This window comes from Bacteroidota bacterium (assembly GCA_039111535.1).
GTDB lineage: Bacteria > Bacteroidota > Rhodothermia > Rhodothermales > JAHQVL01 > JBCCIM01.
The window spans coordinates 35281-51795 of sequence record JBCCIM010000003.1; the positions used below are offsets into that span (position 1 = coordinate 35281).

Annotated in this window: 8 protein-coding genes; 2 read left to right on the plus strand and 6 right to left on the minus strand. The window is 51.1% G+C overall.

What is annotated here, in order from left to right; genetic code table 11:
• Positions 1–174 precede the first annotated feature (174 nt).
• Both AAF564_00900 and AAF564_00905 read left to right on the plus strand, forming a co-directional pair.
• Positions 175–1296 carry a histidine kinase gene (locus tag AAF564_00900; protein ID MEM8484067.1) on the plus strand — a complete coding sequence of 374 codons (1122 nt, stop codon included), beginning with the start codon at positions 175–177 and terminating at the stop codon, positions 1294–1296.
• The gene (locus AAF564_00905) at positions 1289–1999 is read left to right on the plus strand and encodes a LytTR family DNA-binding domain-containing protein (protein MEM8484068.1); all 711 of its coding nucleotides are present in this window, start codon (positions 1289–1291) and stop codon (positions 1997–1999) included. Before AAF564_00900 ends, AAF564_00905 begins: the two co-directional genes overlap by 8 nt.
• 271 nt (positions 2000–2270) lie before the next feature.
• On the opposite strand, the gene AAF564_00910 is transcribed toward AAF564_00905, so the two are convergent.
• The 6 genes from AAF564_00910 to porU form a co-directional block, all read right to left on the minus strand.
• Complete coding sequence (locus AAF564_00910; GenBank protein MEM8484069.1) at positions 2271–3299, minus strand: DUF5683 domain-containing protein; 1029 nt, start codon at positions 3297–3299, stop codon at positions 2271–2273.
• Between the two features lie 37 nt (positions 3300–3336).
• Positions 3337–3981 (minus strand): TlpA disulfide reductase family protein, encoded by a 645-nt coding sequence (locus AAF564_00915; GenBank protein MEM8484070.1) that lies wholly within the window; start codon positions 3979–3981, stop codon positions 3337–3339.
• Between the two features lie 87 nt (positions 3982–4068).
• Entirely contained in the window at positions 4069–7410 is a 3342-nt protein-coding gene (locus AAF564_00920; protein MEM8484071.1) for a hypothetical protein, read from the minus strand.
• A 45-nt stretch (positions 7411–7455) separates the two neighbouring features.
• Complete coding sequence (locus AAF564_00925; protein ID MEM8484072.1) at positions 7456–10695, minus strand: hypothetical protein; 3240 nt, start codon at positions 10693–10695, stop codon at positions 7456–7458.
• A 55-nt stretch (positions 10696–10750) separates the two neighbouring features.
• Positions 10751–11923: a type IX secretion system outer membrane channel protein PorV gene (gene porV / locus AAF564_00930; protein MEM8484073.1), complete on the minus strand. Its 1173-nt coding sequence runs from the start codon at positions 11921–11923 to the stop codon at positions 10751–10753.
• 143 nt (positions 11924–12066) lie between these two features.
• Complete coding sequence (gene porU, locus AAF564_00935; protein ID MEM8484074.1) at positions 12067–16107, minus strand: type IX secretion system sortase PorU; 4041 nt, start codon at positions 16105–16107, stop codon at positions 12067–12069.
• Between the last annotated feature and the right edge of the window lie 408 nt (positions 16108–16515).

Genomic DNA, 16515 nt, shown 5'->3' on the forward strand with positions numbered 1-16515 from the left:
CAAAACAGAGATATGAGTACCAACCAACTGCTGGTTATTGCACAGACCAGCCCTATGCTGCATTTCGTCGACTAAACTCGGTAGAATCCTGCTACACGCGTATATGTAACCATCAGCAAGGCCAAACTCCGCATTTTTGACGTATCTTGTCATTCCAGTTTTCTGTTTCAAATCATGCAAACATCCAGGCCCATCAGTCAGCCAGATCCCCTGCAATGGATCTCTAGCCTGCTTCTGTACAAAGCACGCCCGCTTGGGCACGTGGCCTTCTGGCTTGGTGTACTATTCTTCTATACCCTCTATTTTGGTGGCCGACAAGATGGGTATGAGCAAAATCTGGTCTTTATTGGCCTCTTGTTGCCCATCACTATTGCAACAACCTATTTCCTGCTTTACTGGCTGATTCCACGCTACCTCTTCACCCAACGGTACGGGCTTTTTATTCTATACCTGTGTTACTCGCTACTCTTTTCGCTGTACCTGGAACTGCTGCTGGTCCTGCTGCTCTACATCAATGTGTCTGGTTACCAGACAATGTTTGTAAAACCTGGCCTGGTCGACCTGCTCGATGTACTGGTTGGGATGTACCTCGTCGTTGCGCTGGCAGTGGCGATCAACCTGCTTAAACGGTGGTCTTCCGCGCAGGCACAAAATGCTGCGCTGGAGAAAGCCAAAATGGAAACAGAACTCAAACTAAAAGAAGCAGAACTGCAGCTGTTGAAATCACAAATACACCCACATTTCCTGTTTAATACCCTCAACAACTTGTACGCGCTTGCGCTTGAGAAATCACCACATGTGCCAGATGTGATACTCAGGATTTCTCAACAACTCGACTACATTCTCCATAAAAGCAACCAGGCCGAGGTTAGTCTGGATGAAGAACTTGGTCAGTTGCAAAACTACATCTCCCTTGAAGCCCTGCGCCACGACCCAGAGCGGGTATCCGTCTCTTTCGAGACCACAGGTAATACACAGCATTTATCAATTGCCCCTCTCCTGCTGATCCCTTTTGTAGAGAATAGTTTTAAACATGGCATTGATGGTTCAGCAGCGAAAGCCTGGATTAAAATTCAGACTGAAGTTGCGGATGATAAGCTTCATTTCTCGGTATCCAACAGCATGCTCCACCCCAAAGCACAACTTACTCTGAAAAGGCCTCCTATTGCTTCTGGCATTGGACTTCGCAATGTCCGCCGGCGCCTTACGCTGCATTACCCAAACCGGCACACCCTCGACATCAGCCATACTGACGCAATGTATTCTGTTAACCTCACCCTGCTGCTCCATGCCTAAAACGCGCTGCATGATTGTTGATGATGAGCCGCTCGCCGTCCGTGTGATTGCGTTGCATCTCGAGCAAGTACACGACATGGAGGTGGTAGCAACTTGCACGCGGGCACTTGATGCCTATGCCCAGTTGCAAGACACGGCAATTGATCTGCTTTTTCTTGACATCCATATGCCAACGCTAAGTGGCATCGACCTCATCAAATCGCTTGAGCAGCCCCCAAGGGTGATCTTCACAACGGCGCATCGCGACTACGCACTCGAAGGCTTTGAACTAGATGTTGTTGACTACCTGCTGAAGCCTGTTGCACTTCCGCGCCTGTTGCGGGCACTCGACAAGTACCGCCGGCTGGTATTGCCAGCAGACGCCCACCCTGCGCATGAGCAGCCGGCTTCGCATCACATTATCATCCGTGCAAACAGACAAACCGTACGGCTGGACATCAACGATATTGTGTACATCGAAAGCCTGAGCGATTACGTTCAGATCTTCACCGACAGTGAAGTCATTATAACTAAAGAGAGGATTAGCCACCTCGAAGAGAAGCTTGAGAAACGCGGATTCCTACGCATCCATCGCTCTTTTCTGGTGGCAGAACGCAAGGTCCGCGCTTACAAAACAGAAACACTGACTATCGGGGACAAAACGCTGCCCATTAGCCGCACCTATAGAATGCGCGTAAAGAAGGTGCTGGATGCACTACGTTGAGGGTTAGCGAGGCGATCGCGAATCAAGTTCGGGAGACGGCTTTGGCTCCGGTTGTTGATTTTACGCTGCGCCTGGTGCTATGAGATCCCGAATCAAGTTCGGGATACGGCTTTGGCTCTGTTTGTTGATTTTACGCTGCGCTAAGCCCCATGAGATCCCGAATCACGTTCGGGCTCTGTTTGTTGATTTTACGCTGCGCTAAGCCCCATGAGATCCCGAATCACGTTCGGGATACGGCTTTGGCTCTGTTTGTTGATTTTTTTGACAAAGCCTAATTCAACTTAATGCGTAAAGAGGCCATTGCACGTGGCTCGCCGCTGCCGTTGCTTCCGATTTCTAGGGAAGGGACAACACGGTCGTTGTGCAGCTTTGCTGATACGGCTGCTTCGATGGCAGAGATAAAGTGGGTTGCTATGAGTAGCGTAGTCACGCGGGAAGCACGGCGCAGTACATCGTTAGCGTGTGCATGATCAGTAGCATACTGGAAGAAGCGCGGCGAGACGTTGGGTCGGCTATCATCGGGGCCGGTCATCGATGGGTCAATAGCAGCTGTGTATTCGCCGTTCTCAGAACGCCAAGCCGGATAATCTTCCCAGCCTGGTGCAAACTGATAATACTTGCCAACGAGTTCATAATACTGCTGCTCACTAAAATCAGGCAGCGTATGCGAGAAAGCAGCAAGGGTCTCCAGGTGAAACATCTCGCGTTCTAGCGACTGGATCTGCGAGAAGAAATCCAAAACAACAGCCCATTCCATATCATTCCAGGCATCAGGATTTCGAAAATCAATCTGATTGGGCACCCCAACTGCCGGCGAAACAACCGTAGCATTAAAGTTCGTTTGCAGATAACTGCTGTAATCGTTCAGCCAGTTTGCGTATTTAGCCGGATCCCAAAAGGCATGGGCATACTGCTGGTAATCACCCTCAAGATTTGTCCCCTGGTTATTCCATACAATTGCTCCGGTAATAACCGCAGCTTCGATGGCAAACGCTGCAATGGCTTTGCCCCACTGCTTATTGTAAGCCTGCCCCAGTCCGGGTATTAATGCAGACATACCAAAAGCTGCGCCTACGCTTCGCTTTTTCGGTGCTTTCTCAGGAAAAACACCTTGCGCAGGTGCAAACTGCAGCGGTTGCTCATAGAGCAGAGCAGCTTTCAGGCTACCTTGCGTATGGGCGTGCGCCTTCTTCGGTTTTTTATCGTCATCATCCTCGACGGGTGATGCGTTGGCTGAGCATATGCCAAAACCCAGCAATAACAAGGCAAGCAAAAAAGAGGTTTGCTGTGCAACTTTCATGATGCGCAACCCTAGATCTATTTACAAATATGGGGCATTAAAGATACGGGGCGATGGAGGCCTTGAAGAACTCATAATTTCTGGCACCCAGAATGAACTCACGGATGGTGCCATCGCGGTCGATTACGTAGGACTCAGGCCGGCCTTCCATCATTTTGACATACGGCAGCGGAAGCGCCATCCCGTCATCGATGTAGCCGCTTTCTGTATCCAGCGGTATAAATTCGTTGAACGCGACCAGTTCTTCCCGACTTTCATCAGAAATGGTAATCACCCGCAGGCCTTGCTCGCGGTAATCCGCATAAAGGCGGTTGAGATCAGGCATTTCATCGAGGCATGGCGGACACCAGGTTGCCCAGAAATTGAGCAGCACTACTTCCCCTTTGTAATCGTCCAAAGATTTCGATTCCTCAGAGCCGAGCAAGGTAAAAGAGAACGCCGGCGCATCCCTGCCAACCGATGATTTCTGATCAGAAAACGGACCATGTACGGTGTCGCCGATGGTAAAACCCATCACCAGTAACATGCCAGAGAACACAATCAACAGTGCAGACAGGCCAACGCCAATCAACTCAGTCGGCGTCCGGGTATTCGGTTTTTTATTCCGGATTATCATGTAGATAAACCCCAGACCCACAAGCATCATCACAATGGCAGATGAAATCAGCGTATTCAGGTCCATGTCTGTACTATATCTGTTTAATTAACCCTTACAGTGTTACGCCTAAAATAGGCTCCTGGTTTTATGACAAGGCAAGAAGTTGAACTACTAAAGGTCAAATCCAAATAATACACCAAAATGCCACTGCAATGACTGGCCATAGCGCACAGTATTTTCGCCAGTAGGTGTCAAAAACCCTTCATCCAGTTGGAAATCAAAGGCATCAAGGCCATACGTAGCACTCACGAATAGCGCCGTAGGCAGCAAGTAGAACGAACCCATGCCCAGGCGTAGTTCTGCGCCAACATCCTGACGCAGCGCGCCCATGTCACCCAGTCCGCCGTTCCAGGCAGCAGAGAAATCTGTGTATACCCTGCCATAGAGTTTGTCAAAATAGGCAAACATAAACTGCTTGTTGATCCGTGGAATCAGTGGCAGGGTATAGCTTGCCTGTAACCAAAGGGTCTCGTTGCCTCCTAGCGCATAAAACGGGTACCCGCGGGCGCCAACCAGGCCGCCAACGTAATCGTTGAAAAAGTCATCAACGGTCTTGCCTAAAATTGTAGATCCACGGGCACGCAAACCCAGGCCGTGCGGTGCGTTCATTATCTGGCCGGGCAATACCATGCTAAACTTGGTATCAAGCGACAGCCGGTGCACCCGGTGCCGTTCGTAGATCGGCTCCAGTATCCCGTCTTCCAGATCAAACCTGTCGAGAAGCCGGCCTATTTCTCGCTCAAACCGCGCCTCCACCCGTAATCCATTGGGAATCACATTGCTGTGCCTATGGGGCGCAAACCATTCGAGGTAGCCCGCAAATTGGAAGGTGCTGCCGATGTAATACTTTGAAGTGAAGTCATCGACAAACCCGTCAAATTCCTTGGAGAAGAAGCGCTCCGTGGTCACGCTGTACGGACTGTACCGATAGCCGGCCTCCAGCATTGCAAAACGCGTAATTTTACTCCGCGCAGTTACACTCGCTTCCCACAGGTTGTACGACAAGTTAGCAAGGGTCGTATCCGGCAAACAGGCTGTACAGGGGAATTCTTCAATCGAGAGCCCTTTGTCTACATTCCGGCGAATATTGAACACCTCAAGCGAAATCTGCGGCGACCAGCGTTTCGGCAATAATCCCAGTCCCTTGCTGTAATCGAACTGAAAGAATACATCACGCTCAAGCTTTAGCAGACGAGAAGGCGAGAAGAAATCACCCACAGATGAGGCATCACGGGAAGTCAACCCTACCATCACGCCACCAAAAATACTCAACCCTTCGAGGATCTCCCGTGAAGACGCCAGGACGCCAACTTTGGTGTTGCGCAGCAACGTCTCGAGCCGGCCACGGTCTGCAAGGCGGACGTCGAGGCTCTGCTGCCGGCGCGACACATACTGGTCAAGCCGTAACACCGGGTAAATACTCCACGAGGTGAACTGGTTTTTGTACGGCGTTATCTCAAACGATTCTGAAGCGGGTGCCTCACCCTGTATCTCAGTAACCGACGGCCCTTTCAGATCGGTATCATTAAATGCATTCAGTTGTAACGCTTCTGGTGCCGCTGTGAAGGCCGTAGCATCTTTGAGGATAGCAGCAGGCGGTGTGTACGCCATGGTCGCAGCGGAAGGTGTTGCTGCCGGCAGTTCGTCGAAGTAGCCAATTTTGTAGCCGTCGTAGTCGTAGTGTGCGTATACCAGCCGGTTATTGCGCACGTCTGGCATAAATGCGCCGCCGAGCACGTTTGTTACCTGCTCCGGCGCTGCATCAGCGTCCAGATCAAGCTTGTAGATATTGAAGATTCCTGTTTTGTCAGACGAGAAATACAGGGTACCGGCTTCGTCAAATGCCGGGCTCCGCTCATCATGCTTTGTTCTCAGTACACCTTCAGCTACACCTCTTCCATCTGCCGCAATACGATAGATGTCGCGGCCAACCGAGTGCTGCAAGCCATAATACAAGACGTCCCCGCCTGGGTGCCAGACCGGATCGGTTACTTGCGTGCCATCATTGTAAGTGGTGAGCTGCCGGATGCTATCAGAACTGGCATCAAGGACAAACAAATTTGTTGAGCCGTCAAGCTGACCAACAAAGGCAATTTTATCGCCGGCCGGGTTATAGACGGGCGCGGTTGCGCGTTGCCGCGTGGTCAGGCGTTTTGACTTTTTGGTCTCCAGGTCAATTTCATACAGATCAGCATACAAATAGCCTTCTGCTGTGTCTTTCCGCCTTACATAGGTCATTTTCTGCCCACCCGGATGCCATGTATACGCACGTCCCACGCCCGATTTCACCTTGTGCCCAAAGGCGCAGGTATGGGTTAGCAGCGGTGCAGCTTCAACATCCTTCAGATCCAGTGAAGTCAGCTTTCCTGATTCAAGGTCCTTGATGTATAAACTGAGCAGGTTGAAGTCTTTGCCTTTATTGGAGACGTAGGCTACCCGATCTCCCGTTGGCGAAAAATGCGGATAAAAATTGCTAAAGCCGGCTGGTTCAAGCATATCGCCTTCAACCAGGTTCTGGCGCAAATCGTGGGTACTTTCTGTATAGGCATGCCGCATTTCCTGCACCCAATCCTGATACACCTGTCCGCCCGGGACACCCGTAGCATCCTTGATGGCGCGCTCCACATTCCAGTTTTCCCATTTACCCAGCGCAGCACTGACTTCCATGAGTGTTTCTTCGCCAAAGCGTTTGGCGAGGTAGTGGGTAAAGGCAAATCCCTGGTTATACACCGTCTCGCGCAGCAGGCTGTTGTGTGAGTAAAATCCGCCCATATCTTCGAGCGAAAGCTGCTCGCCTTCAAGCATGCGCGTGCGCAAGAGCATGTCGCGGTGGCTATCCCAGCTGTCATAATTCAGCCACTCGCGCTGGTATTGCGCGGTACCTTCGGCCAGCCATGCGGGGTTGTTCAGGGTTGTAATGGGATAGGTTACAATGACGTTGGGATACCCATACAGCACGTCGGGCCGGCGCACGTTTTCATAATCCAGCAACTGGAAATAGATAAAAGGTAACCGGCGATTGGCCTTCATCGACTTTTGCACCTGAACGATGTGCGTAAACTCGTGCGTGATTACATTGCGCAACCAGTTGTGATCACCACGCAACGGTGCATCGAGGCTGGGAGACCAGATTTCTATTTTATTGTCGAAGAAGTAGGCCGCACCGTTGGAATAGTCTTCGTAATCCTTCAGAATGATCGCAACTTTGGTGTCCGGCTCAAGATCATAAAGTGAAGTTATAGGTCCGTACACATCCTCCGCAATGCGCGCTACAACCTGTGCCGTACGGCCACTGCCCTGCCCCTGCTCATCAGCATGGAAAATGATATTGAAGTGCTCGGTCTCGATGTTGTACCACTTCAATTCCGGCCGCGCGTAGTCATAGAAAGACAACGGAATCTGTGCTGACGCCTGTCTGGCCGGCAGGTAGCCCGAGAACGAGAGCCCGAGCACGATGAAGCAAAGCGATATGTAGAGTTTATTTTTCAGCGTCTTCCCTTAACGTATAATCGCAAGTTTGATCAACCGGGTTTCTTGAGCCCCATCAGCAGCCAGGGCTTCGAGGCGAGCATAGTACAGGCCGCTGCCGGCATCCGTCTGCCAGCGGATATCTGTGGCTGTCCCACCGACAACTTCTTCCACCACCAGTTTGTCGATGAGGCCGCCAGCAGAATCGATGATGGTAATGGTTACCTGTACATCCTGTGATGGAGAAAGCCGGAAATGTGTTTCACCGTTTCGAATTGGGTTAGGCCAATTGTAGTTTTCATTTTCTACAAAGATTCCGCTCGGTCTAGGCCCTGATGTAGACTCAAAAACTTCTTCTGCGTCTACAAAATTGGTTCTATAAAGATTGTGCGCCTGCTCTCCCCACCAAATATCTATCAGGTTTTCCAGCACCCAGGCTTTGACACTGCCTTCCCGGTCTATAGCATAGAGCGTGTTGCCACGAATAAGCGGTGTAGCAATAATATCAGCGCCTACCGCTAGTGGAAATCCTGGGATTTGTTGCGTTGCATCTTCTTCGTCCAGGCTATAGCCGTAGATATATCCATCACGCGCAGCTACTAGAATTTCCCAATTTGAAGAGCCGCCTGTTAAGTTGGCTACAATAGGTTGGGTTGACGCCTCAGCCGGTATGACAATCGGGAATCCCTCAAATAGTCCACCACCGGCATGGAAAGCGAGCAGGTTTGGCCCAGAGGTAAGCAGTACCTCAAGTAGTCCGTCGCGATTGACATCTAGCAAAATGGGCAGTGCACTTGCTTGATAGGTAGCTCCGGACGGCGCAAACTGCTGCAAGTCTATTACACTTGTATTACCATCTGCGCGTAAGAATACCACCTTCTCCCCGACAACATCGGTAAACGCACCAACTAGTCCGGATTCGTCTTCCCCCATGACCAGTTGCCCTACATTACCGGCATTTGCCGGATCATAGCGCCAGGAAACACCACAGGCATCACAGGTAACGCCTCCTTCATGCAATCGGACAACATCGCCGCGCTTGTTCAACGCAATCGCAATATCATCTGTACTGGGTAGTAGCGTAGATGCAAACGATGCGTCTGGATCAAGGTCAATCGAAACAAGTGACGAAGCGCCATTAGGATTGCCAAGCAACGCATATAGCCGGTTCTCGCGGTTATCATAGATCAACTGATTCCGCGTTGAGCGCACCCGTAAGTCGGGTAACACAATCTCGCGCTCTGCTCCGTTTTCGAGAAGCACCAAACGGGCCGTCTGGGCATCACCAGAGGCACCAAGTACAGCCAGACGATTCCCCGGCAACAAAACCGGGCTGTCTACGACGGCGCGCTGGATAAGCAAGGGATCAGCAACACCTTGGGATAGCACCGCAACTTCATTCACCCTGCTCTGCACAACAATGCCATCTGACACATCTGCAAATGCCGTGAGATAAGCATCTGATGACATCGTAGGATCCTCAATGACAGGAAAACCGTCCAGCGGGGTCACATTCGGGTTAGCCGGCCGGCCATACGTAAACGACATCGACGGCCCAGGCGGGGTAAAGCCATTCAACTCGACGAAGCTTGCCCCACCCGCGTTTGTATTGCTATTCGGATAGGTATCCTCACCAAACCGGTTGGTATACAAGCGAATTTCTTCGCCGGCACCGTTGATCACAACAACCGGATTATCCTGGTAAAAGAAATCAAATGGGGTACCAAGAAAGGCCTGGGGCCCAAAAATGTTGTCAGAAGGAAAGCCAATGTCTTGCGCGCCATCTGCTTCTTCAAGGTCAATTGCGCGTAAGTTCACGTCGTTGTTGACCTGGTTTAAAGGCAGGCGCTCCGCAAGCAGCCGCTCATCGATATGCCAGATCAGAATGCCGCCTTCGAGCCGGTTGCCATCAACATCCAGCCCGCCCGGCATGGCCCAGTCGTAGTCATCTACATCAACAACTACCCCGCCAACAAATGCGTCAATTGATGTAGAATTAAAGTCTTCTTGCCCCATTTCTACCGTCTGGGTGACCAGCGCGCCATCCTGGTAGATGGTCATGGTCAGTTCGTCGTTGGCAACATCGCGGTTGCGGTTTTCGACGAGGAAATATTCTGATGCCGAGATAGGCACACGCGCCATTTCGTTGGGCGTATTGAGGCCGGCTGCATTTAGCGTAATGGTCTGGGCATCAGCGCCTTCTACAACAACAGGATCAGCCCAGCCAAGGTACAACTTGGTCCAGGCACTGGGTTCAGGAGGAAACAGGCCGTTGAAGGCAAAAAGTCCTAGCGGATCCATGAGGCCAAACGGCCCGATAGCGCTCTCCCCTGTTGTGGTGTCAAACAGGTCCGGGACTTCCAGGAAGTTGAAAAAGCTGGAGGCCAGCAATCCGTTGATTGAAAACTCAACCAGAAATGGAATGTCCTGGATAAAATCAAAGCCTAACCGCGACTCTGTACGCGGCATCAGGATGGTGTGGTTGACCGGAAAGTTGTTGAACGAGATTGCATTCCCCGGCAATAGTCGCTGCAGCGAAGGCTCGTTGAAGTAAATGGTTGGGAGGTCCTGCGGGGTTTTGTCGAGGCTGGTGCCTACCAGTTCAATGTCGCGGCCCACGCCGGCGTGAAACAGTACAAAGGCTGTAGTCGCCGGGTTAAACTGCGACATATCAAATGAAGACTGCGCATCCGCAAGGCCCCATGCTTCGTCTACTAGCGAAGCCAGTTTGCTTAGCTCAGCATCTGAACTCGCTTCCAGGCCGGTTGGGCTATACGCAGCCATTTCCTGCGAAACCACTACCACTTCGGGAATGAGGTGTGTATTGACAGTGGTTTGCCCGTCGGACACGCGGGCCACGTAATTGGACAAAAAATCGAGATGGGCTTCGAAGTAGCCGGCGTCGTGCGGGAGCGGGTCAACAATGCTCCGCAGCGTATCAAAAAGGGCGCCTGAGAATTGCCCTGTACCGGTTGTAAAGCGAGAGGTGTCTGCCTGAAATGCTACGCGGAGGGCAACGACGTCGTATTGTGGTGCAGCGGGGCTTTGCAAGAGACCACCGGCAACGGCATCAAGGGGCAAAGCCGGCAAATCACGGTTCACCGCTGCGCGTGCATTCAAGTAAGAGGAAGACAGGTTCAGTTGCCGATTCCCTGGTGCTTCATTTGCTTTCTGCTGTGCAAAAAGCGAAGCAGGCACCCATAAAATGAGTGCCAGCAAAAGTAAGAGAGATCGTTCCAGAACACCGTCAATACGCTTCGCTTTAACCACAGCCTCTGTATTCTTTAAATGACCTATATGACCTGGAACGATCTCTAACCCTTACTTACCGATTCAGATTCAACAGCAGAGAGAAACGCATGGTGTTGGCCAGCGGCGAATCTTCTTCAACAGCGTAGATATACGAGAAGTCTACCCCGATGATGTTGTAACGGATACCAGCACCCAGCGTGAGGAATTTCCGGTTACCGTTGTATGGGTTCTCGTAGAAGTAACCCGTACGCAGCGCAAACAGGTTGTTGTACCAGTACTCAAGGCCGGCGCCGATGGTCAGCTGGTCGATCACGCCAAGCGTTTCGAGTTCAGCGTCTTCATCCTGAAACGCGTTTGTACGCACTTCAATAGGTGACCAGGAAGAGAAAATGGCTTTGTAGAACGGATCCGCAACGTTGTTTTCATCAACTTTGATGAGGTCTTTGTTGAAGTCGTTTACAAGCGTCAACTTGTTAAATTCGTCGAACTCAACCGTGAACGCATAACCAAAGCGGAGGTTGGTTGGAATCGGGTCAGCCTGCTCACTATCTGAGTACTGTACTTTAGGTCCCATGTTGGCAAGGTTGAAGCCGGCAGAGAACTGACCCTGCGAGCTACCCAGCGGGAATGGACGTGTACGGTAGAGGGCTGCGAGGTCAAACGCCCCAACAACACCTGCTTTTGTTTCCTGCCCTTCTACCTGGGTGCCAGGTGCGAGGTTGGAATAGATGAAGCGAACGCTTGTACCAATTGAGAACGTTTCTGACAGCTTCACACCGTAAGACAGACCAACCGCGAGGTCATAAGACCGGAACGTACCTGTTGGGTTGTTCTGGCCGTCACGTCCTTCGTGTTCGCCGAGGAACAGGTAGGTAACATGTGCACCAAACGTTCCCCAGCCTGGGAAATGTTTTTTGGCCATGAAGTATTCGTAGAACAAGCCGGCGTTAAATTCAGGCAGCCAGTTGGAGTGCGTAAGGCCCAGTTCGGTACCTTCCTGGAATGCAAGACCTGCAGGATTCCAGAAGTTGGCGCTAGCATTGTCGGCCAGGGCTACACCCGCATTACCCATACCGGCAGAGCGGCTATCGGGCTCAATCTTCAGGAAAACAACAGCTGCGCCACCCACCTGAGCCTGCGCAGGAGAAGCAAATCCTAAAACCCCGAGGACCGCGACCAGGCATGCAGTAACTGCATTGCGGCGCTTGACATAGGAGGCCAGACGGATAACAAAATCAGAAGTCATGATTGTAGAAAGATTATAATGAGTAAGCATTGCTGTGAGCTGCAAGCCATGTTTAAAACTGCATGACGCGGCGCACAATATCGTTTATTTCAACATCCGAGGATGCGAAGTACTGGTAGAGGTTGTCCCTCAAATTGAGGCCATTACCTAATAATGGCCAGTTTTTCAATTTTCTCGGATACCTGTCGTTCGCCATCCTGGCGCTCAACCTCTACCCGAAGTTTGTATAGATATACCCCTGTTGCAAGGCGGTCTTCGTCTTCGTCTCTGCCATTCCACGGTAGCTGAATTACACCGCCGATCAGGGGTTCGTCCGTTTCGATAGAACGGATGAGCCGGCCGCTCAGCGTGTAGATCCGGATCTGGATTGAAGCACTGGTGCCAATTGGCTGATTGTGCTCAAACACAAATTTGGTATCTCCCGCAGTTGGGTTGGGATAGTTGTAAACGTTCTTCAACACCAGGTCTTCATCCGCAGCCACAAAATAATCCAGTGTGGCGGATGAGGAGTTGTTGAGGACATCCCAGGCACGTAATGACAAAGAATTAGAACCTAGTTGTTGCTGCGACAAATCCCACTCTACGACACCGTTCTGGAATGAGTTGGTCTCGCTTCTGAAGCCGCTGCTAATGTCGATGGCATTTTGTTCATCTTCATTAACAACAAGCAGCATTTCGTGACCAACACCAGCACCTACGGTGTTGATTCCGCTCTCGTCAAACAGCTTAACAATAAGTTTAGGTTCAGGAGACGTGAGTCCACCTGAAACAAAGGTGGTATCGTTCAGGAATAGCGTTATCTGTGGTCCATCGTTGTCATTAGGAGGGTTGGCCGACGTGCCACCCACCAGGAAGTTTTCGTTATACCCCAGTGCATGGGAATTATCACCGAAGGCATATACTGAAAGTCGTCCCGCTTGATTGCTGTACGAAATATCTTTTGGCACAACGAACGTTGCATTAAACGCACCACTGTTTGCCTGCACCTGTCCGCGCCATATTAAATCTTGTCTTACTGTGTAATATGGTGTAGCAAGATGCTGCTGGTTGTCAATCGGAACGCGTCTTTCAGCGTCAAATACTGTTAAATCTACTACGCCGTTAAAACTATCATCAATCGTGCCATTCAACGTTTGAACTTCACCTTTGATGTTAATTTTATCAAGCGCCCTTACCTGTGCCTGTTCTCCATCTACAGCAACATCATTAATTTCTGTCACCGCAACGTTACGACCGGGCAGCCCCAGGCGCATTGTTGGATCGCCAAGCAGGTTGAATTTTCTGTTGTTACCCTGCAGCCCTACACGGGTATTTTTGGTAAGCAACAGCACATCACCCAGCCGGCGCGGACGACCTTCATCATCCGCTTCAAACATGTCACGGGCCAATTGGCGGTTCAAGCCAACATTAAGGCTGTTAATGTCTGAAGATGTATAAACAAGCCGCACGGTTGTTAGCAGTGCAACGGCACCACCATTCGGGTTCAGCAGCAATTCTTCAGCACCACTCTGGTAGTTGGCAAGGTCCCACCAACCAAAAGAACACGTTGCGGTCACAAATATGGCGAGCCGATCATAGTTGTCGAGCTCCTTTGCGTCTTCAGCGGTGAAAATGCCTTCCTGTGCAAGGCCTTCTTCTCCACCATGTCCGCTATAGTTAACCAGCAGTGTGCCCTCTTCGAGGCTGTTAATAATCTCTTCCCGCGCACCCGGAATTTTGAAGCCGTTTCGAAAAATGCGATCAAATGAAGAAGCGTATATCTTTTTCACGTTCACATCAGCAAACTGGCCTTTGACCAGTTCAGCAACAACATCCGCGTTTTGCAAATGAAGATCTTTATCGTCTGTTGTACCCGACAATCCGGTAGGACCGTCATCAGATATAAACGTATAACGCGAGCGCCACGCGCCATACGTTACAGGATTTTCATAATGTTTGATCTTTTCGAGCAGTACCTGGGCTTCTTCCTCGTTCTGTACGGTGAGCCGGCCCACGCCAATATCCATGCGATCAACAGGCTCTGTCAGCGCGCCCCCAACAGAAGGAATGCCAAAGCCGCGGTACACCCAGGCGCCTTCCTCCTCATCCAATAATCCGAAGTAGTCGTCACTCGTGTAGGTACGATCTGGGGTAAACGAGTCAACCGTCGCGTACGGCGGAATCCAGTTTGAGAGGCCAATGGCATCGCCCCCCAGGTTTCTGAAGTTGAAATGTCCATCTCCGTAAAAGAGGGCATACTTGAGGCGCTGCGCATCTGTCGGGGCCTTGTCATACACAAAGCGCAAATAGTCCCGTACTGCGCGCATATCAACAAGGCCACCGGAAAACTCGTTGTAGATTTCTTCAATCAACGTGACGCGTACATTCAGGCCGCCTGCAGTTCGCATGGCTGCGAGTTCATCCGCATAGGGTTTGAATATGGCCGGCGTCACGATCACGAAATCAGGAAGATCGGTGAGCCCATGCAAGTTCTGCGCAGCAACAGGCGTGATCTGGCTGCCGTCGAGGGTGACAGCTGACTGTTCAGCAAACGCAATCAGTTCACGTGGCGTGGTACCAACTTCAAGCTGAACGCGAAATGCATTGCCTGACCCGGAGACGCCAAGACGGGTAATTTCATCAGGATTTGTGACATCCCACACTTGCGGCGGAGCGCCAAATCCAGCCAGCACAAACTCAAGCCGGCCTGATGCGCCTGCCGGCGTTGCAAACCGTACAATTCCATTTTGCGCAGCCAGCGTTTGCGGATAAAAGGCACGCATCCAATCCAGCGCAACTTCAGGGCTGTTTGGTTGCTGCTCCAGCGTCATAGAAAGATTGAGCCGGCCACCAGATGCCACGGTCTCAGTAAACGTTGTCTCTGCAAGGCGGGCAGAAGGTTCTTCCTGTCCAGCCCGTACCGTACCCGTACGTACCTGTCCCAATTGCGTTTCGCCGTTACTAAATCGTGCAAAGGCAGATGGGTTCGACTTGATGGCCACGCGGCCCTGGTACAAAACATCGCCTCCGGTAAATCCAGCGGGTAGCGAGTCTGTCACAATATCCAGCCGGCCCGTAGGGTCAATCGGACTGCTAACCCATGTGAGGCCACTTCCGTTTTGTTTGCTCCAGTTAAAATCGTCAAAATCAACAAACAGGCGGCCCGTGACTTCGGAAAAAACGGTCGCATCGGGGTAATCAGGAAACGCCGGCGCTTCAACCCGAACGCCCTCTTCAGCGCCTACTTTCAGGAAATAAAAGTTCTGAACAGAAAACGGGTTGACGTAGTGCTCCCAGGCTTCGTCTTCTGCATTGAAGGTCCAGCCAGTTGTTGCGGCACCATAAAACAGTACGACATCTGCATCATCAAACGAACCATCTCCTCCGCCTCGCGAAAATACCGGGTTCTGCAAGAGGTCGGCTGCGCGTTCATCGCCATTTAATTCCGGCACAGGTGCACCGCCGTTACCAAAAATCTGAATACGATCTGGATCAATGGTATCTGGATTGAGGCCAGCCTCGCTGAGGAATGTGCGGTCGATGCGATAGATACCGTCGCGGGTAACGGGAAACTTGATTACACCGTCTTCAGCCAACACACTTTCTGTGACGGCAAGATGTGCGTTGAATACGATAGGGTCTCGGCGACCAGCAGTAAAACCAGTGTTGGTACCGTTATAGCCCGTTGCAACATTGTTGCCCTGCGGGTGCGATACGCGCACAACAAGCCGGCGGTACCGTTTCAAGGTGCCGGCACCGCGGTCATACGTCAACAAACGGAAATTCAGAGAAGCTACAGGCGCTTTACGGAATGTGCCGGGGCTCGATACGTAGACGGGTGTGCCTTCGAGGGCCAGTGCAACAGAATCTGAGGCGACATTGAGCGGCAGTGCAATTTCGTCGTAGTCTGAAGCAAGGACGCTGACCTGCGGGATCGCACGCGTTGGTAACCGCAGCATCTCACTCACATCAAAGGTGCCGGCCACCGCGGCATAAGCGCTTCGGTTAGTCAGGGATACGCTTTGGGAAGAATCCATGGCAGCCTTGAGGGACTGCATCCAGGTCGCCTTAATTTCATAAGTCGTCTGGGTAGCCTGCTCATCGAGCACTACAATGGAGGTCTGCTGCCCGAATGCAATATTCGGTACCATACCTGGCAATACCAGGCCGGCAACCAGAAAAAGAAGAGCTATATACTTCTTCAAGCGCATGATTGAGTCAGAATATCAGACTGACAATGGAGTTCTTTCCTTATACACATAAAACGTGCAGTCAGGAAAATCGTACAGTAGCGAAACGTACTGTGTACTCCTTGCTGTTACGGTTAGATGATGGATATCTCAAAAATGAGACTAAATTTGTTCGTAACAGTCTTGATCGATAGGCAGGTTGCTTGAAGAATTTTAATTAAGCGTACGTAAGCGACAGTTCGCTAGCCATGGTAATACTGATTCAACAAATCAGCAAATTTCCGGCCGTATTACGTGATAGGAGATAAAAACATCTTTCGCTCCTTGCAAGTTCCGTTAATTGCACGAAAGAATGGAATGTTACCATATGATCATATGGCTTGCCCCAATGCCGTACGTGTAAAGCAGCCGCCCGGCCATTTT

Excerpts from the sequence above, each read along its gene's own strand:
- AAF564_00900 (MEM8484067.1), top strand. The coding sequence starts at position 175 with ATGCAAACATCCAGGCCCATCAGTCAGCCAGATCCCCTGCAATGGATC.
- AAF564_00905 (MEM8484068.1), top strand. The coding sequence starts at position 1,289 with ATGCCTAAAACGCGCTGCATGATTGTTGATGATGAGCCGCTCGCCGTC.
- AAF564_00910 (MEM8484069.1), bottom strand. The coding sequence starts at position 3,299 with ATGAAAGTTGCACAGCAAACCTCTTTTTTGCTTGCCTTGTTATTGCTG.
- AAF564_00915 (MEM8484070.1), bottom strand. The coding sequence starts at position 3,981 with ATGGACCTGAATACGCTGATTTCATCTGCCATTGTGATGATGCTTGTG.
- porV (MEM8484073.1), bottom strand. The coding sequence starts at position 11,923 with ATGACTTCTGATTTTGTTATCCGTCTGGCCTCCTATGTCAAGCGCCGC.